17 protein-coding genes are annotated in these 19,303 nt (G+C 60.1%); 16 read left to right on the plus strand and 1 reads right to left on the minus strand.

What is annotated here, in order from left to right; translation table 11 throughout:
- Positions 1-26: 26 nt before the first annotated feature.
- The 14 genes from L6D63_RS24610 to ispD all read left to right on the plus strand — a co-directional run bounded on the left by L6D63_RS24610 (position 27) and on the right by ispD (position 16,170).
- Positions 27-530, plus strand: a complete 504-nt coding sequence (locus tag L6D63_RS24610) for an OmpH/Skp family outer membrane protein (protein ID WP_003222140.1) — start codon at positions 27-29, stop codon at positions 528-530.
- Between the two features lie 3 nt (positions 531-533).
- Complete coding sequence (gene lpxD / locus L6D63_RS24615; RefSeq protein ID WP_131671886.1) at positions 534-1,589, plus strand: UDP-3-O-(3-hydroxymyristoyl)glucosamine N-acyltransferase; 1,056 nt, start codon at positions 534-536, stop codon at positions 1,587-1,589.
- Positions 1,590-1,695: 106 nt separating this feature from the next.
- Positions 1,696-2,136 (plus strand): 3-hydroxyacyl-ACP dehydratase FabZ, encoded by a 441-nt coding sequence (gene fabZ / locus L6D63_RS24620; protein ID WP_003222142.1) that lies wholly within the window; start codon positions 1,696-1,698, stop codon positions 2,134-2,136.
- Positions 2,133-2,909, plus strand: coding sequence for an acyl-ACP--UDP-N-acetylglucosamine O-acyltransferase (lpxA, locus tag L6D63_RS24625; RefSeq protein WP_047291883.1), 777 nt, complete (start codon positions 2,133-2,135; stop codon positions 2,907-2,909). Before fabZ ends, lpxA begins: the two co-directional genes overlap by 4 nt.
- 2 nt (positions 2,910-2,911) lie before the next feature.
- The gene (lpxB, locus tag L6D63_RS24630) at positions 2,912-4,042 is read left to right on the plus strand and encodes a lipid-A-disaccharide synthase (RefSeq protein ID WP_047291885.1); all 1,131 of its coding nucleotides are present in this window, start codon (positions 2,912-2,914) and stop codon (positions 4,040-4,042) included.
- 8 nt (positions 4,043-4,050) lie between these two features.
- On the plus strand, positions 4,051-4,677 hold the full coding sequence (rnhB, locus tag L6D63_RS24635) for a ribonuclease HII (protein ID WP_025110878.1): 627 nt from the start codon (positions 4,051-4,053) through the stop codon (positions 4,675-4,677).
- A gap of 76 nt (positions 4,678-4,753) precedes the next feature.
- Positions 4,754-8,275, plus strand: coding sequence for a DNA polymerase III subunit alpha (gene dnaE / locus L6D63_RS24640; RefSeq protein WP_095667391.1), 3,522 nt, complete (start codon positions 4,754-4,756; stop codon positions 8,273-8,275).
- A 139-nt stretch (positions 8,276-8,414) separates the two neighbouring features.
- The gene (locus L6D63_RS24645; RefSeq protein WP_041072320.1) at positions 8,415-9,362 is read left to right on the plus strand and encodes an acetyl-CoA carboxylase carboxyltransferase subunit alpha; all 948 of its coding nucleotides are present in this window, start codon (positions 8,415-8,417) and stop codon (positions 9,360-9,362) included.
- A gap of 123 nt (positions 9,363-9,485) precedes the next feature.
- Positions 9,486-10,814, plus strand: a complete 1,329-nt coding sequence (gene tilS / locus L6D63_RS24650) for a tRNA lysidine(34) synthetase TilS (protein ID WP_131671885.1) — start codon at positions 9,486-9,488, stop codon at positions 10,812-10,814.
- 274 nt (positions 10,815-11,088) lie between these two features.
- On the plus strand, positions 11,089-12,720 hold the full coding sequence (locus L6D63_RS24655; protein ID WP_003222153.1) for a CTP synthase: 1,632 nt from the start codon (positions 11,089-11,091) through the stop codon (positions 12,718-12,720).
- Positions 12,721-12,724: 4 nt separating this feature from the next.
- Positions 12,725-13,570, plus strand: a complete 846-nt coding sequence (kdsA, locus tag L6D63_RS24660; protein ID WP_007954807.1) for a 3-deoxy-8-phosphooctulonate synthase — start codon at positions 12,725-12,727, stop codon at positions 13,568-13,570.
- A gap of 156 nt (positions 13,571-13,726) precedes the next feature.
- On the plus strand, positions 13,727-15,016 hold the full coding sequence (gene eno / locus L6D63_RS24665; protein ID WP_041072316.1) for a phosphopyruvate hydratase: 1,290 nt from the start codon (positions 13,727-13,729) through the stop codon (positions 15,014-15,016).
- Between the two features lie 171 nt (positions 15,017-15,187).
- Positions 15,188-15,466 carry a cell division protein FtsB gene (gene ftsB, locus L6D63_RS24670; protein WP_007964293.1) on the plus strand — a complete coding sequence of 93 codons (279 nt, stop codon included), beginning with the start codon at positions 15,188-15,190 and terminating at the stop codon, positions 15,464-15,466.
- Positions 15,463-16,170, plus strand: a complete 708-nt coding sequence (ispD, locus tag L6D63_RS24675) for a 2-C-methyl-D-erythritol 4-phosphate cytidylyltransferase (RefSeq protein ID WP_047291894.1) — start codon at positions 15,463-15,465, stop codon at positions 16,168-16,170. The genes ftsB and ispD overlap by 4 nt, the downstream gene beginning before the upstream one ends.
- 88 nt (positions 16,171-16,258) lie before the next feature.
- Here ispD and L6D63_RS24680 read toward each other — a convergent pair whose 3' ends face one another.
- Complete coding sequence (locus tag L6D63_RS24680; RefSeq protein ID WP_047291896.1) at positions 16,259-17,155, minus strand: LysR substrate-binding domain-containing protein; 897 nt, start codon at positions 17,153-17,155, stop codon at positions 16,259-16,261.
- Between the two features lie 116 nt (positions 17,156-17,271).
- Between L6D63_RS24680 and L6D63_RS24685 the strand changes: the two genes are divergently transcribed.
- Together L6D63_RS24685 and fghA are read left to right on the plus strand one after the other, a co-directional pair.
- On the plus strand, positions 17,272-18,384 hold the full coding sequence (locus L6D63_RS24685) for an S-(hydroxymethyl)glutathione dehydrogenase/class III alcohol dehydrogenase (protein WP_047291898.1): 1,113 nt from the start codon (positions 17,272-17,274) through the stop codon (positions 18,382-18,384).
- 67 nt (positions 18,385-18,451) lie between these two features.
- Positions 18,452-19,297, plus strand: coding sequence for an S-formylglutathione hydrolase (gene fghA / locus L6D63_RS24690; RefSeq protein ID WP_095667386.1), 846 nt, complete (start codon positions 18,452-18,454; stop codon positions 19,295-19,297).
- The last annotated feature ends 6 nt before the right edge of the window (positions 19,298-19,303 follow it).

Below are 19,303 nucleotides of genomic sequence, written 5' to 3' on the forward strand. Positions count from 1 at the left end.
GACAATGGATTTTGTAGGAGTGCATCGTGCGTAAGTTGACTCAATTGGTTCTCCTGGCCTCCGTACTGGTGGCAGGCCCGGCGTTCGCCGACATGAAAATTGCCGTTCTGAACTATCAGATGGCATTGCTGGAATCCGATGCGGCCAAGAAATACGCGGTGGATGCCGAGAAGAAGTTCGGTCCGCAACTGACCAAGCTCAAGACGCTGGAAAGCAGCGCCAAGGGTATTCAGGACCGTCTGATGGCCGGTGGCGACAAGATGCAGCAGGGCGAGCGTGAGCGTCTGGAGCTTGAGTTCAAGCAAAAGGCCCGTGACTTCCAGTTCCAGTCCAAGGAACTGAACGAAGCCAAGGCAGTTGCCGACCGCGAAATGCTCAAGCAACTGAAGCCGAAACTGGATAGCGCAGTGGAAGAAGTCATCAAGAAAGGTGGTTTTGACCTGGTGTTCGAGCGTGGCGCAGTGATCGATGTCAAACCTCAGTACGACATCACGCGCCAGGTTATCGAGCGCATGAATCAGCTGAAGTAACCCATGACCGTGACTATCAAGCTCGGCCAGTTGGCCGAGTTCCTCGGCGCCACCCTGCGTGGCGACCCTGAGACGCAAATTACTGGGCTAGCCACCTTGCAGGAGGCTGGCCCAGCTCAGTTGAGCTTTCTGGCAAATCCTCAATATCGCAAATACCTGGCCAGTTCCCAGGCGGCTGCGCTATTGCTCAAGGAGGCTGATGCCGACGGTTTTGCCGGTCACGCACTGGTGGTGCCGGATCCTTACCTGGCTTATGCACGCATCTCGCACCTGTTCGATCCGAAACCGAAATCCACTGCGGGCGTTCATCCCACAGCGGTGATTGCGCCGGATGCGGTGGTTGACCCAAGTGCCAGCATTGGCCCGTTCGTGGTGATCGAGGCGGGTGCACGCATTGGTGCGCAGGTCACGTTGGGTGCCCATTGCGTCATCGGTGCCCGCAGTGAAATCGGTGAGGGCGGCTGGCTCGCTCCGCGGGTGACGCTGTACCACGACGTGCGCATCGGCAAGCGCGTAGTGATCCAGTCCGGTGCCGTGCTTGGTGGTGAAGGTTTCGGTTTTGCCAACGAGAAAGGTATCTGGCAGAAGATCGCCCAGATCGGTGGCGTGACCATCGGCGACGATGTCGAGATCGGCGTGAACACCGCCATCGACCGTGGCGCGTTGGCGGACACCGTGATCGGCAACGGCGTGAAGCTCGACAACCAGATCCAGATCGCGCACAACGTCCAGGTCGGTGATCACACCGCCATGGCGGCGTGTGTCGGTATCTCCGGCAGCACCAAAATCGGCAAGCATTGCATGCTCGCCGGTGGTGTCGGCCTGGTTGGGCACATCGATATTTGCGACAACGTTTTCCTGACCGGGATGACCATGGTGACCCACTCGATTACCGAGCCGGGTGCCTATTCGTCCGGCACAGCCATGCAACCGGCGGCCGAATGGCGCAAAAGCGCGGCCCGCATCCGTCAGCTCGATGACCTCGCGCGACGTTTGAAGCAGCTGGAAAAGCGCGTCGGGGAAGTGACCCCCGGCAGCAATGCTTCATCTGATGGCTGATACCATTTCCATATCAAGTGTGCACAGCCTCTAGACTGCCTCCTTGATTTGCTAGAGGAGTGCGCGTCAGTCGCGCTCCCAATCTTTACATAGGCTTCCCCCCGAAATGATGGACATCAACGAGATTCGCGAATACCTGCCTCACCGTTACCCGTTCCTGCTGGTGGACCGGGTGGTGGAACTGGACACTGAAGGCAAGCGCATTCGCGCCTACAAGAATGTCAGCATCAATGAGCCATTCTTCAACGGCCACTTCCCGGCGCACCCGATCATGCCGGGCGTACTGATCATCGAAGCGATGGCCCAGGCTGCCGGGATCCTCGGTTTCAAAATGCTTGACGTAAAACCGGCCGACGGCACCCTGTACTACTTCGTCGGTTCCGACAAACTGCGTTTCCGCCAGCCAGTGCTGCCGGGCGACCAGTTGATCCTTGAAGCCAAGTTCATCAGCTGCAAGCGTCAGATCTGGAAATTCGAATGCCAGGCCTCGGTCGACGGCAAGCCGGTCTGCTCGGCGGAAATCATCTGTGCGGAACGCAAGCTATGAGTTTGATTGACCCTCGTGCAATCATCGATCCGTCGGCCGTTCTGGCTGACGGCGTCGAAGTCGGCCCGTGGTCGATCGTCGGCGCAGGTGTGGAAATCGGCGAGGGTACTGTGATCGGGCCGCACGTGGTCCTCAAAGGCCCGACCCGCATCGGCAAGCACAACCGCATCTACCAGTTTTCCTCGGTAGGCGAAGACACGCCCGATCTGAAGTACAAAGGTGAAGAAACCCGTCTGGTGATCGGTGACCACAACGTCATCCGCGAAGGCGTGACCATTCACCGTGGCACCGTGCAGGACCGTTCGGAAACCACGCTGGGCGATCACAACCTGATCATGGCCTACGCCCACATCGGGCATGATAGCGTCATCGGCAACCACTGCATTCTGGTCAACAACACCGCGTTGGCCGGGCATGTGCACGTTGACGACTGGGCGATCCTGTCCGGGTTCACTTTGGTTCATCAGTATTGCCATATTGGCGCGCACAGCTTTTCCGGCATGGGCACTGCCATCGGCAAGGACGTTCCAGCGTTCGTCACCGTCTTCGGCAACCCTGCCGAAGCGCGCAGCATGAACTTTGAAGGCATGCGCCGCCGCGGTTTCAGTGAAGACGCAATTCATGCGCTGCGCCGCGCCTATAAAACGGTGTATCGCCAGGGGCTGACCGTGGAGCAAGCGCTGGCCGAACTGGTCGAACCTGCTGCGCAATTCCCGGAAGTCGCGCTGTTCCGTGATTCGATCCAGTCCTCGACTCGCGGCATCACCCGCTGATCATGGCCAATCTGCGTATTGCGCTGGTGGCGGGCGAAGCTTCCGGGGATATTTTGGGCGCCGGTCTGATGCGCGCCCTCAAGGCGCAACATCCGGCAGTCGAGTTCATCGGTGTCGGCGGTCCGTTGATGCAGGCCGAAGGCCTGACGTCGTATTTCCCCATGGAGCGCCTGTCGGTCATGGGGCTCGTGGAGGTGCTCGGTCGGCTGCGCGAGTTGCTCAAGCGCCGCAAGGACCTGATCGCTACGCTGATCGCCGAGAAACCGGACGTGTTCATCGGCATCGATGCCCCGGATTTCAACCTCAATATCGAACTCAAGCTGCGTCAGGCCGGGATCAAGACCGTGCACTACGTCAGCCCGTCGGTGTGGGCATGGCGTCAGAAGCGTGTGCTGAAAATTCGCGAAGGCTGCGATCTGATGCTCACCCTGTTGCCATTTGAAGCAAAATTCTACGAAGAGAAAGGCGTGCCGGTGCGGTTCGTCGGTCATACGCTGGCCGATACCATTCCGCTGCAGGCCGACCGCGCCGCAGCGCGTGCCGAACTCGGTTTGCCCGACGGTCCGCTGGTGGCGTTGATGCCCGGCAGTCGCGGTGGTGAAGTCGGCCGTCTCGGGGCGCTGTTCCTTGATACGGCCGAGCGTCTGCGGGCCATTCGCCCGGGGCTGCGCTTCGTCATCCCGTGTGCCAATGCCGAGCGTCGCGCGCAACTCGAAGCGTTGCTGGTTGGCCGCGACTTGCCGGTGACCCTGCTCGATGGCAAATCCCATCTGGCCCTCGCGGCGTGCAACGCGGTGCTGATCGCCTCCGGCACGGCGACGCTCGAGGCGTTGCTGTACAAGCGGCCGATGGTCGTTGCGTATCGCCTGGCACCGCTGACGTTCTGGATCCTCAAGCGAATGGTCAAGAGCCCGTACGTGTCCTTGCCCAACCTGTTGGCCCAGCGTCTGTTGGTGCCAGAGTTGTTGCAGGATGATGCGACGGTCGAGGCGTTGGCGCAGACCCTGTCGCCGTTGATCGACGGCGGCGAAGAGCAGACCCGTGGCTTCGACGAGATTCACCGCACGTTGCGGCGGGACGCTTCCAATCAGGCGGCGGATGCCGTCCTCAACCTGATCGGTCAGAAACAATGAGCAAGACGATGCAAATGGGCCTGGATTTCACATTGGTCGCCGAAGTCGAAGAACTGGTGGCCGGTGTCGACGAAGTCGGTCGTGGTCCGTTGTGCGGCGCGGTGGTGACGGCGGCGGTGATCCTCGATCCTAACCGGCCGATCCTTGGTCTCAACGACTCGAAGAAACTCACCGAAGCCCGGCGCGAGAAGCTCTACGACGAGATCATCGAAAAATCCCTGAGCTGGTGCATCGCCCGCGCCGAAGTCGAGGAAATCGACGAGCTGAACATCCTGCACGCGACCATGCTCGCCATGCAGCGCGCGGTGGCCGGGCTGCATGTGCAGCCGAAACTGGCGATGATCGACGGTAATCGTTGTCCGAAACTGCCGATGCGCGCCGAAGCGGTGGTGCAGGGCGACGGCAAGGTGCCGGCCATTGCTGCCGCGTCGATTCTGGCCAAAGTCAGCCGCGACCGGGAAATGGCGGCATTCGAATTGATCTACCCGGGGTACGGCATCGGCGGCCATAAAGGCTACCCGACGCCCGTTCATCTGGAAGCGTTGGCACGGCTGGGGCCTACACCGATTCACCGGCGCTCGTTCGCCCCGGTGCGACAGGCTTACGAGGCGCTGGAAGGTCTGACGCAGGTTTAGGCGCAAGGCTGATGTTTTGTTCGAGGCCCGGTACAATCCGGGCCTTGTTGTCTCTATGTAACTGGACAGGATCACTATGCCGGCTTCATTCGTTCATCTACGCCTGCACACTGAATACTCCCTGGTCGACGGGCTGGTGCGGATCAAGCCACTGGTCAAGGCGCTGACCGGCATGAACATGCCGGCCGTGGCGGTCACCGATCAGAACAACATGTGTTCCCTGGTCAAATTCTATAAAAACGCCATGGGCGCCGGCATCAAGCCGATCTGCGGCGCCGACCTGTGGCTGTCGAACAAGGATCCGGACGGGCCATTGAGCCGGATCAGCCTGTTGGTAATGAACGCCAAGGGCTATCGCAATCTCACCGAGCTGATCTCGCGCGGCTTCATCGAGGGTCAGCGCAATGGCATGATCATCATCGAGCGCGAATGGGTCGCCGAGGCCAACGAAGGTCTGATCATGCTGTCCGCCGCGAAGGAAGGCGAAATCGGCATGGCCATGATTGGCGGGAACCCGGCCGAAGCCGAGACGTTGGCGCGCGAGTGGATGGCGGTGTTCCCTGATCGTTTCTATCTGGAAATCCAGCGCACCAATCGCCCCAACGACGAAGAGCAATTGCACGGCGCCGTGGCCTTGGCCGACAAGCTCGGTGCGCCGCTGGTGGCGACCAACGATGTGCGCTTCATCAAGCAAGAAGACTTTGCTGCCCACGAAACCCGCGTGTGCATCGGTGAGGGCCGCGCCCTCGACGATCCGCGGCGCTCGAAGAATTACAGCGATCAGCAGTACCTGAAAAGCGCTGAGGAAATGGCCGAGCTGTTCAGTGACATTCCCGACGCGATCGAAAACACCGTCGAGATTGCCAAGCGTTGCAACATCGACGTGAAGCTGGGCAAGCACTTCCTGCCCGACTACCCGATTCCCGATGGCATGACCATCGATGAATACTTTCGCAAGGTGTCGTTCGACGGTCTGGAAGACCGCCTCAGCGTACTGCTGCCCAAGGACACCACCGAAGACTATGAGGCCAAGCGTCAGGTCTACGTCGACCGGCTGAATTTCGAGCTGGATATCATCATCCAGATGGGCTTCCCCGGTTACTTCCTGATCGTGATGGACTTTATCCAGTGGGCCAAGAACAACGGCGTGCCGGTAGGCCCTGGCCGTGGGTCGGGTGCCGGATCGCTGGTGGCCTATGTGCAGAAGATCACCGACCTCGACCCGCTGGAATACGACCTGCTGTTCGAACGTTTCCTTAACCCGGAGCGGGTCTCGATGCCCGACTTCGACGTCGACTTTTGCATGGACGGTCGTGACCGGGTGATCGACTACGTGGCCGAGAAATACGGTCGCAACGCGGTAAGCCAGATCATCACCTTCGGCTCCATGGCCGCCAAGGCAGTGGTGCGCGACGTGGCGCGGGCCCAGGGCAAGTCATTCGGCTTGGCGGATCGTCTGTCGAAGATGATTCCGTTCGAAGTCGGCATGACCCTGGAAAAAGCCTACGAGCAGGAGGAGATCCTGCGCGACTTCATCAAGGTCGATGAGGAAGCGGCGGAAATCTGGGAGATGGCGCGCAAGCTCGAGGGCGTGGTGCGTAACGTCGGCAAGCACGCCGGTGGTGTGGTAATCGCCCCGACCAAACTGACCGATTTCTCGCCGATCTATTGCGACGAGGCCGGCGATGGTCTGGTGACCCAGTTCGACAAGGACGACGTCGAGGCGGCCGGTCTGGTGAAGTTCGACTTCCTCGGCTTGCGGACCCTGACGATCATCGACTGGGCGCTGAAAACCATCAACCGCGACCGCGCCAAGGTCAACGAGCCGCCGCTGGACATCGCGTTCATCCCGCTGGATGACAAACCGACCTATCAGCTGCTGCAAAAAGCTGAAACCACTGCGGTGTTCCAGCTCGAATCCCGGGGCATGAAAGAGCTGATCAAAAAGCTCAAGCCTGACTGCCTCGAAGACTTGATCGCACTGGTGGCCCTGTTCCGTCCGGGCCCACTGCAATCGGGCATGGTGGATGACTTCATCAACCGTAAGCACGGTCGCGCCGAATTGGCTTACCCGCACCCGGATTACCAGTATGAAGGCCTGCAACCGGTACTGGCGCCGACGTACGGCATCATCCTGTATCAGGAACAGGTGATGCAGATCGCCCAGGTCATGGCCGGTTACACCCTCGGTGGTGCGGACATGCTGCGTCGGGCGATGGGTAAGAAGAAACCCGAGGAAATGGCCAAGCAGCGCGGCGGTTTCATTGAAGGTTGTGCGTCGAACAATATCGATGCGGATCTTGCCGGTAACATTTTTGACCTGGTAGAGAAATTCGCCGGTTACGGCTTCAACAAGTCCCACTCCGCCGCTTACGGCCTGGTGTCGTACCAGACCGCTTGGCTGAAAGCTCATTACCCGGCGCCGTTCATGGCGGCGGTGCTTTCGGCGGATATGCACAACACCGACAAGGTCGTGACCTTGATCGAGGAAGTGCGCACGATGAAGCTGCGCCTCGACGCGCCGGACGTGAACACTTCGGAGTTCAAGTTCACGGTGAACGACGAAGGCCGCATCGTATACGGCCTGGGCGCGATCAAAGGTGTCGGTGAAGGGCCGGTGGAAGCGATTACCGAAGCCCGTCAGGCCGGTCCGTTCAAGGATCTATTCGACTTCTGCGCCCGGGTTGACCTCAAGCGCATCAACAAACGCACGCTGGACGGTCTGATCCGCAGCGGCGCGCTGGATCGCCTCGGCCCGTACTTCCACGATGAACAAAAGGCTTATCAGGCCAACATCGACCGCAATCGCGCCGTGCTGCTGGCGGCGATGGAAGAGGCAATCAAGTCGGCCGAGCAGACAGCGCGCACCCGCGACAGCGGCCATGCCGACCTGTTCGGCGGGCTGTTCGTCGAGGAAGATGCCGACGTCTATGCAACGCACCGCAAGGCCAAGGAGCTGACCCTCAAGGAACGCCTCAAGGGTGAGAAAGACACCCTGGGTCTGTACCTGACCGGTCACCCGATCGACGAATATGAAGGCGAGATTCGTCGCTTCGCCCGGCAGCGCATCATCGACCTGAAACCGGCTCGTGACACGCAAACCGTGGCCGGGATGATCATTGCCCTGCGCGTGATGAAGAACAAAAAGGGCGACAAGATGGGCTTCATCACCCTTGATGACCGCTCGGGACGGATCGAGGCCTCGCTGTTTGCCGATGCGTTCCATTCTGCGCAGTCGCTGTTGCAGACCGACGCGATGGTGGTGGTCGAAGGCGAAGTCAGCAACGACGACTTCTCCGGCGGCCTGCGCCTGCGGGTCAAGCGGGTGATGAGCATGGAGGATGCACGGACCAATCTGGCCGAAAGCCTGCGCCTGAAGCTGCACACTCAGGATTTGAAAGGCGATCAGCTACGCTGGTTGGGTGAACTGCTCAAGCGTCACCGCGGGGCGTGCCCGATCACCATGGAGTACACCAGTCCCGATGCGAAGACCTTGCTGCAGTTCGGCGAGACCTGGCGAATCGACCCGGCGGATGCCTTGATTCAAGCCCTGCGTGACCAGTTCGGGCGAGACAACGTCTTCCTCCAATACCGTTGACCGGCAAGCGCCATCATTGCGCTTGCCCGCAACCTGAATTTTTAATCTCGACCTCAGCGCGCCTCTCCCTTAAGGTAGGGCGCGAATAGACAACCGGCCGGCCCAAGCTCACTTGGGACACGACCCAAGACGGACGCCTATGAACCCGAATTTTCTAGATTTCGAACAGCCGATCGCCGACCTGCAAGCCAAGATCGAAGAGTTGCGCTTGGTCGGTAATGACAATTCGCTGAATATCGGCGATGAGATCTCCCGCCTGCAGGACAAGAGCCGTACGCTGACCGAAGACATCTTCGGCAAGCTGACCAGCTGGCAGATCGCTCGCCTGGCGCGCCACCCGAAACGCCCGTACACCCTCGATTACATCGAACACATCTTCACCGAGTTCGACGAACTGCACGGTGACCGCCACTTCTCCGACGACGCCGCCATTGTCGGCGGCGTGGCACGTCTGGAAGACCAGCCAGTGATGGTCATCGGTCACCAGAAGGGTCGCGAAGTGCGCGAGAAGGTACGCCGCAACTTCGGCATGCCGCGTCCGGAAGGCTACCGCAAGGCTTGCCGTCTGATGGAAATGGCCGAGCGTTTCAAGATGCCGATCCTGACCTTCATCGACACCCCGGGCGCCTACCCGGGAATTGACGCCGAAGAGCGCAACCAGAGCGAAGCCATCGCCTGGAACCTGCGCGTGATGGCGCGTCTGAAAACCCCGATCATCGCCACCGTGATCGGTGAAGGTGGTTCCGGCGGTGCGTTGGCGATCGGTGTCTGCGATCAGTTGAACATGCTGCAATACTCGACCTACGCGGTGATCTCGCCGGAAGGTTGCGCTTCGATCCTGTGGAAAACCGCCGAAAAAGCGCCGGACGCTGCCGAGGCGATGGGCATCACCGCCGAGCGCCTGAAAGGTCTGGGTATCGTCGACAAGGTGATCGGCGAGCCACTGGGCGGCGCCCACCGTGATCCGGCCGCTGCTGCTGCCTCGATCCGTGCCGAACTGAGCTCGCAACTGGCGATGCTGAAGAAGTTCGACAACGAAGCGCTGCTCAAGCGCCGTTACGATCGTCTGATGAGCTACGGTCTCTAAGTCGACGGCGCAGTAACCCTGTAGGAGCTGCCGCAGGCTGCGATCTTTTGATCTTGATACAGCAAAATCAAAAGATCGCAGCCTGCGGCAGCTCCTACAGGTTTTTAAGAAGCGACCTTCTCTATGAATCCTTCGAAGAGTGATTTGCCGTCGCGGCTTATGTCGAGCCTTGAGCCTTGGCGCGACGCCGCTCACTGGCGCGTCGCGTTTTCCGGTGGTCTCGACTCCACCGTCCTGCTGCACCTGCTTGCCGATCTGGCAAAAATCGAATCATTCCCTGCGCTCAGCGCCATCCATATCCACCACGGCCTCCAGGCTGCGGCCGATGCGTGGCCGGCGCATTGTCAGTCGGTCTGCGATGCGCTGGGTGTGCCGCTGCACGTAATGCGGGTGACGGTGCAAACCGGCGCCAGCCTGGAGCGGGCGGCGCGGGAGGCGCGTTACGCGGCGTTCATGTCGCTGACCGAAGCGGATGACGTGCTGTTGACCGGGCAGCACCGTGATGATCAGGCCGAAACCCTGTTGTTTCGCCTGATGCGCGGTGCCGGCGTCCGCGGACTTTCGGCGATGCCGGCGCAGCGGCCGTTGGGGCAGGGCACGCTGTTGCGGCCTCTTCTCGATGTCTCGCGTGCCGAGCTTGAGGCGTACGCCCGTGCGCATCAGTTGCACTGGATCGAAGACCCGTCAAACCAGGATCGACAGTTCTCGCGCAACTATCTGCGTCATCAGGTGCTGCCGCTGCTCACCGCGCGCTGGCCGCAAGCGCAGGCGAGCATGGCGCGCAGCGCGGCGCACCTGCGTGAGGCGCAAGGCCTGCTCGATGAGCTGGCGCAGCTCGATCTGGCACACGCCGCCACGCCGAGCGGGTTGCTATGGCTGGCCCTGCCGTCGCTGGAGTTGGCGCCGCTGGCGAAGTTGTCCGCCGCTCGTCAGCGCAATGCACTCAGCCACTGGCTCGAACCGCTGACCCGCCTGCCCGATACTGACCATTGGTCGGGTTGGGACAACCTGTGCGGCGCTGCCGGCGATGCATCCCCGGTCTGGCGTCTGGCCGATGGCGAGGTCCATCGCAGCGCCGGTCGGATATGGTGGTTGAGCGGCGACTGGTTGTGTGTGCCAGCGGCCAGCGTTGACTGGCATGACCCGTCGACGCCGCTACGCTTGGCGAATAACGGGCGTGTCATGTTCAGCGGGCAGACTCCCATCGGGCCGTTGCGGATTGGCTATCGACAGGGCGGCGAAGTCATGCACCTGGCCGATCGCGGGCACCGCGATCTCAAGCGCCTGCTCAATGAGCGCGCGCTGCCGGGCTTCGTCCGTGGCAGATTGCCGCTGCTGTTTCGCGGCGCAGAATTGCTCGCCGTGGCGAACCTGCCGGGGCTTGACGGGCAGGAGTCGGACGGCTGGAAATTGCATTGGCAGCCAACAGACGAAGATCAAGGTTTGAGATGAAAGGGGCATTCCGGTAGACTACGCTCCCTTCTTGATACAACTTCTGTGGATTCGCCTGAATTGCAGGAGTTGCCGATTACCAAGCAGTCTTTGCTGGGCGATTCCAAAAAATGTGTAGCGAGCAACGTACCGGTGTTTCATCTGCCGGTCTGTCCCAACGCGGCGGTTTTTTTGAAAGGTGCACTGTGATTAATGCAGGTGATCGGGGGCTTCGGCCTTCCTTCGCTTTCCCCGGCGGCTCGTACCGCTTTAACGCAGACTTCTAGGGTTTTTCATGACGCGCTACATATTCGTCACGGGCGGTGTTGTTTCTTCATTGGGGAAAGGCATTGCCTCGGCTTCATTGGCGGCCATCCTGGAGGCGCGGGGGCTTAAGGTCACCATGCTTAAGCTGGATCCGTACATCAACGTCGACCCGGGCACCATGAGCCCGTTCCAGCACGGTGAAGTGTTCGTCACCCACGACGGCGCCGAGACCGACCTGGACCTGGGCCATTACGAGCGGTTCATCCGCACGACCATGACCCAGAACAACAACTTCACCACCGGCCGTGTCTACGAGCACGTGCTGCGCAAAGAGCGCCGTGGTGACTACCTGGGTGCAACCATCCAGGTGATTCCGCACATCACCGACGAAATCAAGCGTCGCATCATCAAGGGTGCCGGCGATGCCGACGTGGCCCTGGTGGAAATCGGCGGTACCGTGGGCGACATCGAATCGCAACCGTTCCTCGAAGCCATCCGTCAACTGCGTGTGGAAGTCGGTTCCAAGCGCGCGATGCTGATGCACCTGACCCTGGTTCCGTACATCGCCACCGCTGGCGAAACCAAGACCAAGCCAACCCAGCACTCGGTAAAAGAGCTGCGCTCGATCGGCCTGCAGCCTGACGTGCTGATCTGCCGCTCCGACCATCCGGTGGATGTGTCGTCGCGTCGCAAGATCGCGCTGTTCACCAACGTTGAAGAACGTGCGGTGATCTCCCTGGAAGACGTCGACACCATCTACAAGATCCCGGCCGTGCTGCACGCCCAGGGTCTGGACGATTTCGTCGTCGAGCGTTTCGGCCTGCAATGCAACGGCGCCGACCTGTCCGAGTGGGAAAAGGTCGTCGATGCCAAGCTCAATCCAGAGCACGAAGTGACCATCGCGATGGTCGGCAAGTACATGGAACTGCTGGACGCCTACAAGTCGCTGATCGAAGCGATGAGTCACGCCGGCATCACCAACCGTACCAAGGTCAACCTGCGTTACATCGATTCCGAAGACATCGAGAACCAGGGCACCGCGCTGCTCGAAGGTGTCGACGCGATCCTCGTCCCGGGCGGCTTCGGTCTGCGCGGCGTGGAAGGCAAGATCACGGCCGTTCAGTACGCTCGTGAGAACAAGGTTCCATACCTGGGCATCTGCCTGGGCATGCAAGTGGCGGTCATCGAGTTCGCCCGTAACGTGCTGGGCTGGAAAGACGCCAACTCCACCGAGTTTGATCGCGCCAGCGGCCATCCGGTCGTGGGTCTGATCACCGAGTGGGAAGATGCCACCGGCGCGGTTGAAGTGCGTACCGAAGCGTCCGATCTGGGCGGCACCATGCGCCTCGGCGCTCAGGAATGCCTGCTCGAAGCCGGCTCCAAGGTGCACGACTGCTATGGCAAGGACGTCATTGTTGAACGTCACCGCCACCGCTACGAAGTGAACAACAACCTGCTGCCACAAATCATCGAAGCCGGCCTGAAAATTTCCGGTCGCTCCGCTGACGCCGCGCTGGTTGAAGTGGTTGAAGCACCGGATCATCCATGGTTCGTCGCTTGCCAGTTCCACCCTGAGTTCACCTCGACGCCTCGTGACGGTCACCCGCTGTTCAGCGGTTTCGTAAAAGCAGCGTTGGCTCAACACCAGAAGAAGGCGTAACCCGATGGCACAGAAGATCATCCGCGTCGGCGACATCGAGATTGCCAACGACAAACCCATGGTGCTGTTCGGCGGCATGAACGTGCTGGAAAGCCGCGACATGGCCATGCAGGTTTGCGAGGAGTACGTGAAGGTCACCGAGAAACTCGGTATCCCTTACGTGTTCAAGGCCAGCTTCGACAAGGCCAACCGCTCTTCTGTGACCTCGTATCGCGGCCCTGGCCTGGAAGAAGGCATGCGCATCTTCCAGGACATCAAGCAAGCCTTCGGCGTGCCGATCATCACCGACGTCCACGAGCCTGACCAGGCCGCGGTCGTCGCTGAAGTCTGCGACATCATCCAGCTGCCGGCCTTCCTGTCGCGTCAGACCGATCTGGTCGTCGCGATGGCCAAGACCAACGCGGTGATCAACATCAAGAAAGCCCAGTTCCTCGCGCCTCAGGAAATGAAACACATCCTGAACAAGTGCGTGGAAGCGGGTAACGATCAATTGATTCTCTGCGAGCGTGGTTCGAGCTTCGGCTACAACAACCTCGTGGTCGACATGCTCGGCTTCGGCATCATGAAGCAGTTCGAGTACCCGGTATTCTTCGACGTGACCCACTCGCTGCAAATGCCTGGCGGTCGTTCCGACTCCGCCGGCGGTCGCCGCGCCCAGGTCACCGATCTGGCCAAGGCAGGCATGAGCCAGTCGCTGGCCGGTCTGTTCCTTGAAGCGCATCCGGATCCGGACAACGCCAAATGCGACGGCCCTTGCGCCTTGCGTCTGGACAAACTGGAGCCATTCCTGGCCCAGCTCAAAGCCCTGGACGAACTGGTGAAGAGTTTTCCGACGGTAGAAACCGCGTAAACCTCAATTCTCCGGTAAAGTACCGCACGATTTGTCGCACATGCCCTCGGGCATGTGCGTTGTCGTCTGCAAGCTGCCCGCTGCACACCACTTGCCGACGGTAAAAAGATTTCCTCTAGCTGCGTCGTTTTCGTCAACTTTGGAGTGTTTACAACAATGGCAAAAATCGTCGACATCAAAGGTCGTGAAGTTCTCGACTCCCGTGGCAATCCCACCGTGGAAGCGGACGTGCTTCTCGACAACGGCATCATCGGCAGCGCCTGCGCGCCGTCCGGTGCATCCACTGGCTCGCGTGAAGCGCTCGAGCTGCGTGATGGCGACAAGAGCCGTTACCTGGGCAAAGGTGTGCTCAAGGCGGTAGCCAACATCAACGGTCCGATCCGCGATCTGCTGCTGGGCACTGACCCAAGCGACCAGAAAGCCCTCGACCACGCGATGATCAAGCTCGACGGTACCGAAAACAAGGCAACCCTGGGCGCCAACGCCATCCTCGCCGTGTCCCTGGCTGCGGCCAAGGCGGCTGCACAGGACCAGGATCTGCCACTGTACGCCCACATCGCCAACCTGAACGGCACTCCGGGTGTGTACTCGATGCCGGTGCCGATGATGAACATCATCAACGGTGGCGAGCATGCCGATAACAACGTCGACATCCAGGAATTCATGGTGCAGCCGGTTGGCGCCAAGACCTTCTCGGAAGGTCTGCGCATGGGCACCGAGATTTTCCATCACCTCAAAGCCGTGCTGAAGGCCCGTGGCCTGAGCACCGCCGTTGGCGACGAAGGCGGTTTCGCACCGAACCTGGCATCCAACGAAGACGCGTTGAAAGTGATCTCCGAAGCCGTGGCCAACGCCGGTTACAAGCTGGGCACCGACGTGACCCTGGCGCTGGACTGCGCTGCCAGCGAGTTCTTCGAAGACGGCAAGTACAACCTGTCCGGCGAAGGCCAGGTGTTCACCGCTGAAGGTTTCGCCGATTATCTGAAAGGCCTGACCGAACGTTATCCGATCATCTCGATCGAAGACGGTCTGGACGAGTCCGACTGGGCTGGCTGGAAGATCCTCACCGACAAGATCGGCGAGAAAACCCAACTGGTCGGCGACGACCTGTTCGTGACCAACACCAAGATCCTGAAAGAAGGCATCGATAAAAAGATCGCCAACTCGATCCTGATCAAGTTCAACCAGATCGGCACCCTGACCGAAACCCTGGAAGCCATCCAGATGGCCAAGGCCGCCGGTTACACCGCCGTGATCTCGCACCGTTCGGGCGAAACCGAAGATTCGACCATTGCCGACCTGGCCGTGGGCACCTCGGCTGGCCAGATCAAGACCGGTTCGCTGTGCCGTTCCGACCGCGTTTCCAAGTACAACCAACTGCTGCGTATCGAAGAGCAGTTGAATGGCAAAGCCAAGTACAACGGTCGCGCCGAGTTCCGCGGTTAAGCTGTAGATGGTAAAAAGACACCGGATTGTGTCGGAAAAGTCGTGACAGCGATGGATTTGCCACTAATCTGATGCCTTACATGCACAAGCCTGGATCTTCCAGGCTTCGTGCTATCAGACGTTTCAAAGTTTTCGCGTGGCTGTCTTTTTTCACTGGATACCTGATATTCGATGCGCAGTCCTTACTGGTTGTTTCTCGTTTTGCTCTTGCTGCTGGCCGGTCTGCAGTACCGCCTGTGGGTGGGCAATGGCAGTCTGGCGCAGGTCGCCGAGCTGAAGCAGCAGATTGCTGATCAGCACGCCGAGAACGAAGGCCTGCTGGAGCGCAATCGGGTGATGGATGCTGAAGTCAGCGAGTTGAAAAAAGGCATGGAGACCGTTGAAGAGCGGGCTCGCCATGAGCTGGGCATGGTCAAGGACGGTGAAACCCTTTACCAGCTCGCGCAATGATCGATTCCCTGCCGGCCTTCTGGGCCGTGATTCCTGCCGCGGGCGTCGGTGCCCGAATGGCTGCGGACCGTCCCAAGCAATACCTGCAACTGGGCGGACGGACAATTCTCGAACACAGCCTTGGCTGTTTCCTTGATCACCCACGCCTCAAAGGGCTGGTGGTCAGTCTTGCTGTTGATGATCCTTACTGGCCAAGTCTGGCCTGCGCAAGCGACCCGCGGATTCAGCGGGTCGAGGGTGGTGCGGAGCGTTCCGGGTCGGTGCTCAATGCCTTGCTGCATTTGCATGCGCAAGGTGCCGACGATGAAGACTGGGTGCTGGTGCACGATGCCGCGCGCCCGAATCTGAGCCGTGACGATCTCGACAAATTGCTGGCTGAGCTGGCGGACGATGCCGTCGGTGGTCTGCTGGCCGTGCCGGCGCGCGACACCTTGAAGCGGGTCGACAAGCACGGTCGTGTGGTGGAAACCGTGGATCGCAGCGTGATCTGGCAAGCCTACACACCGCAGATGTTCCGCCTCGGTGCCTTGCATCGGGCGTTGGCTGACAGTCTGGTGGCGGACGCGGTGATTACCGATGAAGCCTCGGCAATGGAGTGGGCTGGTCTGGCACCGCGTTTGATCGAAGGGCGGGCGGACAACCTCAAAGTCACCCGGCCGGAAGATCTGGAGTGGTTGCGTCAGCGTTGGGCTAACCGCCGCTGAAAGATCAAAGGATCGCAGCCTGCGGCAGCTCCTACAGGGAGTTCGCGGTTTCCCTGTAGGAGCTGCCGCAGGCTGCGATCTTTTGCTTTTAAATTCGATACTCCGGCCGCTCGGCCAACCCTTCCTTCAAGAAATCCACCAGCTTGCGCACCTTCGGCGACAAATGCCGCTGCTGCGGATACAAGGCCCACACCGCCGTATTCGGCGGCTGATGCGCCTCCAGCAGCGAAATCAGTGCCCCGCTGTGCAAATGCTCAAGCACGTAATAGTCCGGCAACTGACATAAACCGACCCCTTGCAGCGCCGCATCCAGTACCGCCTGCCCACTGTTGCAGCGCCAGTTTCCCTGAACACGTTGGGAAAATTCCCGCCCGTTCTGTTCCAGTTGCCACAGATCCGAGCTGCCGATCAGGCAATTGTGCCGGCTCAGTTCCGACAAACTGTGTGGGCGGCCATACCGTTCCACGTAGGACGGAGACGCGCACAGGTACATCCGACGCGGCGCCAGGCGAGTGGCGACCAATCGCGAATCCTGTAACCGGCCCAATCGGATCGCCAAATCCAGCCCCTCATGCACCAGGTCGAGTTGGCGGTTGGTTAACTCGACGTCGACGCGCAGTTGCGGGTATTGCCCCATGAAGCGTGTCACGAGCGGCACGATGAACCGCTCGCCATAGGCCACGGCGCAGGTCATGCGCAACATGCCTTTGGGCTCGCTGGTCAGATCGCCAACCGCGCGCAGAGCTTCTTCGCGACCGTCCTGCAGGCGTTGGCAATGCTGCAGGAAGGTTTGTCCGGCTTCGGTCAGCGTCACGCGGCGGGTACTGCGATAGAGCAGACGCGTCTGCAAGCGCTCTTCCAGTCGTACGATCTGTCGACTGATATGCGAGGAAGAAACGCCCAGACGTTCCGCAGCGGCGGTGAATTGGCTGCATTCGGCAACGGCGACGAACTCGTCAATGCCTTCCCAGCGGTTTTCCGACATTGGGATTATCCCTGTATGGCAATAATGTTTTGCTTTGGCCCGGATTATTCACCAGATCGCGCTGTACTACACTGCCGGTCTGGTTTTTTATTCAATGGATTCACTGGAGAGTCAGCATGATCAAGTCGCGCGCCGCCGTTGCCTTCGAGGCCAAGAAGCCGCTGGAAATCGTAGAAGTCGATGTGGCCATGCCCAAGGCCGGTGAAGTATTGCTGCGCGTGGTGGCTTCTGGAGTCTGCCACACGGACGCCTACACCCTGTCCGGTGCGGATCCGGAAGGTATCTTCCCGTCGATCCTTGGCCACGAAGGTGGCGCAATCGTTGAAGCGATCGGCGAGGGCGTTACCTCGGTCGCCGTCGGTGACCACGTGATTCCGCTGTACACCCCGGAATGCGGCCAGTGCAAATTCTGTAAGTCGGGCAAGACCAACCTGTGTCAGGCGATTCGCGCTACTCAGGGCAAAGGTCTGATGCCGGACGGCACTTCGCGCTTTTCCTATAAGGGCGAGACGATTTTCCACTACATGGGCACGTCGACCTTCTCCGAGTACACCGTGCTCCCGGAAATCTCCGTGGCGAAAATCGCCAAGGATGCGCCACTGGAAAAGGTCTGCCTGCTCGGTTGCGGCGTGACCACCGGTATCGGTGCGGTGATCAACACCGCCAAGGTCAAGCCGGGTGACACCGTGGCGATTTTCGGTCTGGGCGGCATCGGTCTTTCGGCCGTCATTGGTGCGGTGAAAGCCAAGGCCGCGCGGATCATCGCCATCGACATCAACCCGGCCAAGTTCGAAATCGCCAAACAGTTGGGCGCCACCGATTGCGTCAATCCGAAAGACTTCGATCGTCCGATCCAGGAAGTGATCGTCGACATGACCGACGGCGGCGTCGACTTCTCGTTCGAGTGCATCGGCAACGTGCAACTGATGCGCGCGGCGTTGGAATGCTGCCACAAGGGCTGGGGCGAATCGGTGATCATCGGCGTGGCCGGTGCCGGTCAGGAAATTTCGACCCGTCCTTTCCAATTGGTGACCGGGCGCGTCTGGCGCGGTTCGGCGTTTGGCGGCGTGCGTGGCCGTACCGAGTTGCCAAGCTATGTCGACATGGCGCAAAGCGGCGAGATCCCGCTGGATACCTTCATTACCCACACCATGGGTCTGGAAGACATCAACAAGGCCTTCGACCTGATGCACGAAGGCAAGAGCATCCGCACCGTCATTCATTTCTGATCAATCGCGACGTCCCGGCTACAGAACCTTGAAGGGTTTGTAACCGGGGCCGCGTAGGAGTCTTTACATGAGTCTGGAAAACATCTCCTGTCAGAAAAGTTTCGGCGGCTGGCACAAGCGCTATCGCCACCGTTCCGATGTGCTTGGTTGCGACATGGTGTTTGCCGTGTACCTGCCGCCGCAAGCGGAACAGGGCGGCAAGTTGCCGGTGCTTTACTGGCTGTCCGGTCTGACCTGCACCGACGAGAACTTCATGCAAAAGGCCGGCGCGATGCGCATGGCCGCCGAACTTGGCCTGATCATCGTCGCACCGGACACCAGTCCGCGCGGCCCGGATGTCCCGGGTGATCCGGATGGCGCCTGGGATTTCGGCCTCGGCGCCGGGTTCTACCTGAATGCCACGCAGGAACCATGGGCGCGGCACTATCGGATGCATGACTATGTCGTGCAGGAATTGCCTTCATTGGTTGAAGCGCATTTCCCGGCGTCGGACAAACGCAGCATCAGCGGCCATTCCATGGGCGGCCACGGCGCTTTGGTTTGTGCGCTGCGCAATCCGGGGCGTTACCAGTCGGTGTCGGCGTTTTCGCCGATCAACAATCCGATGGATTGCCCGTGGGGACAGAAGGCGTTCTCGCGCTATCTGGGTGAAGACCGTTCGAAGTGGAAAGAATGGGATGCTTGCGCGCTGATTGCCGAGGCCGGCGAAAAACTGCCTTTACTGGTCGATCAGGGTGATCGCGACGACTTCCTCGAAAACCAGCTCAAGCCCGAAGCCCTGCAACAAGCGGCAAAACAAGCGGGTCATCCGCTGACGTTGCGCCTGCAACCGGGCTACGACCACAGCTATTTCTTCATCTCAAGCTTCATAGATGACCACTTGCAGCATCACGCACGCGCCCTGCGCGGTTAATGCAGG

Source organism: Pseudomonas parakoreensis, from assembly GCF_021602155.1.
GTDB lineage: Bacteria > Pseudomonadota > Gammaproteobacteria > Pseudomonadales > Pseudomonadaceae > Aquipseudomonas > Aquipseudomonas parakoreensis.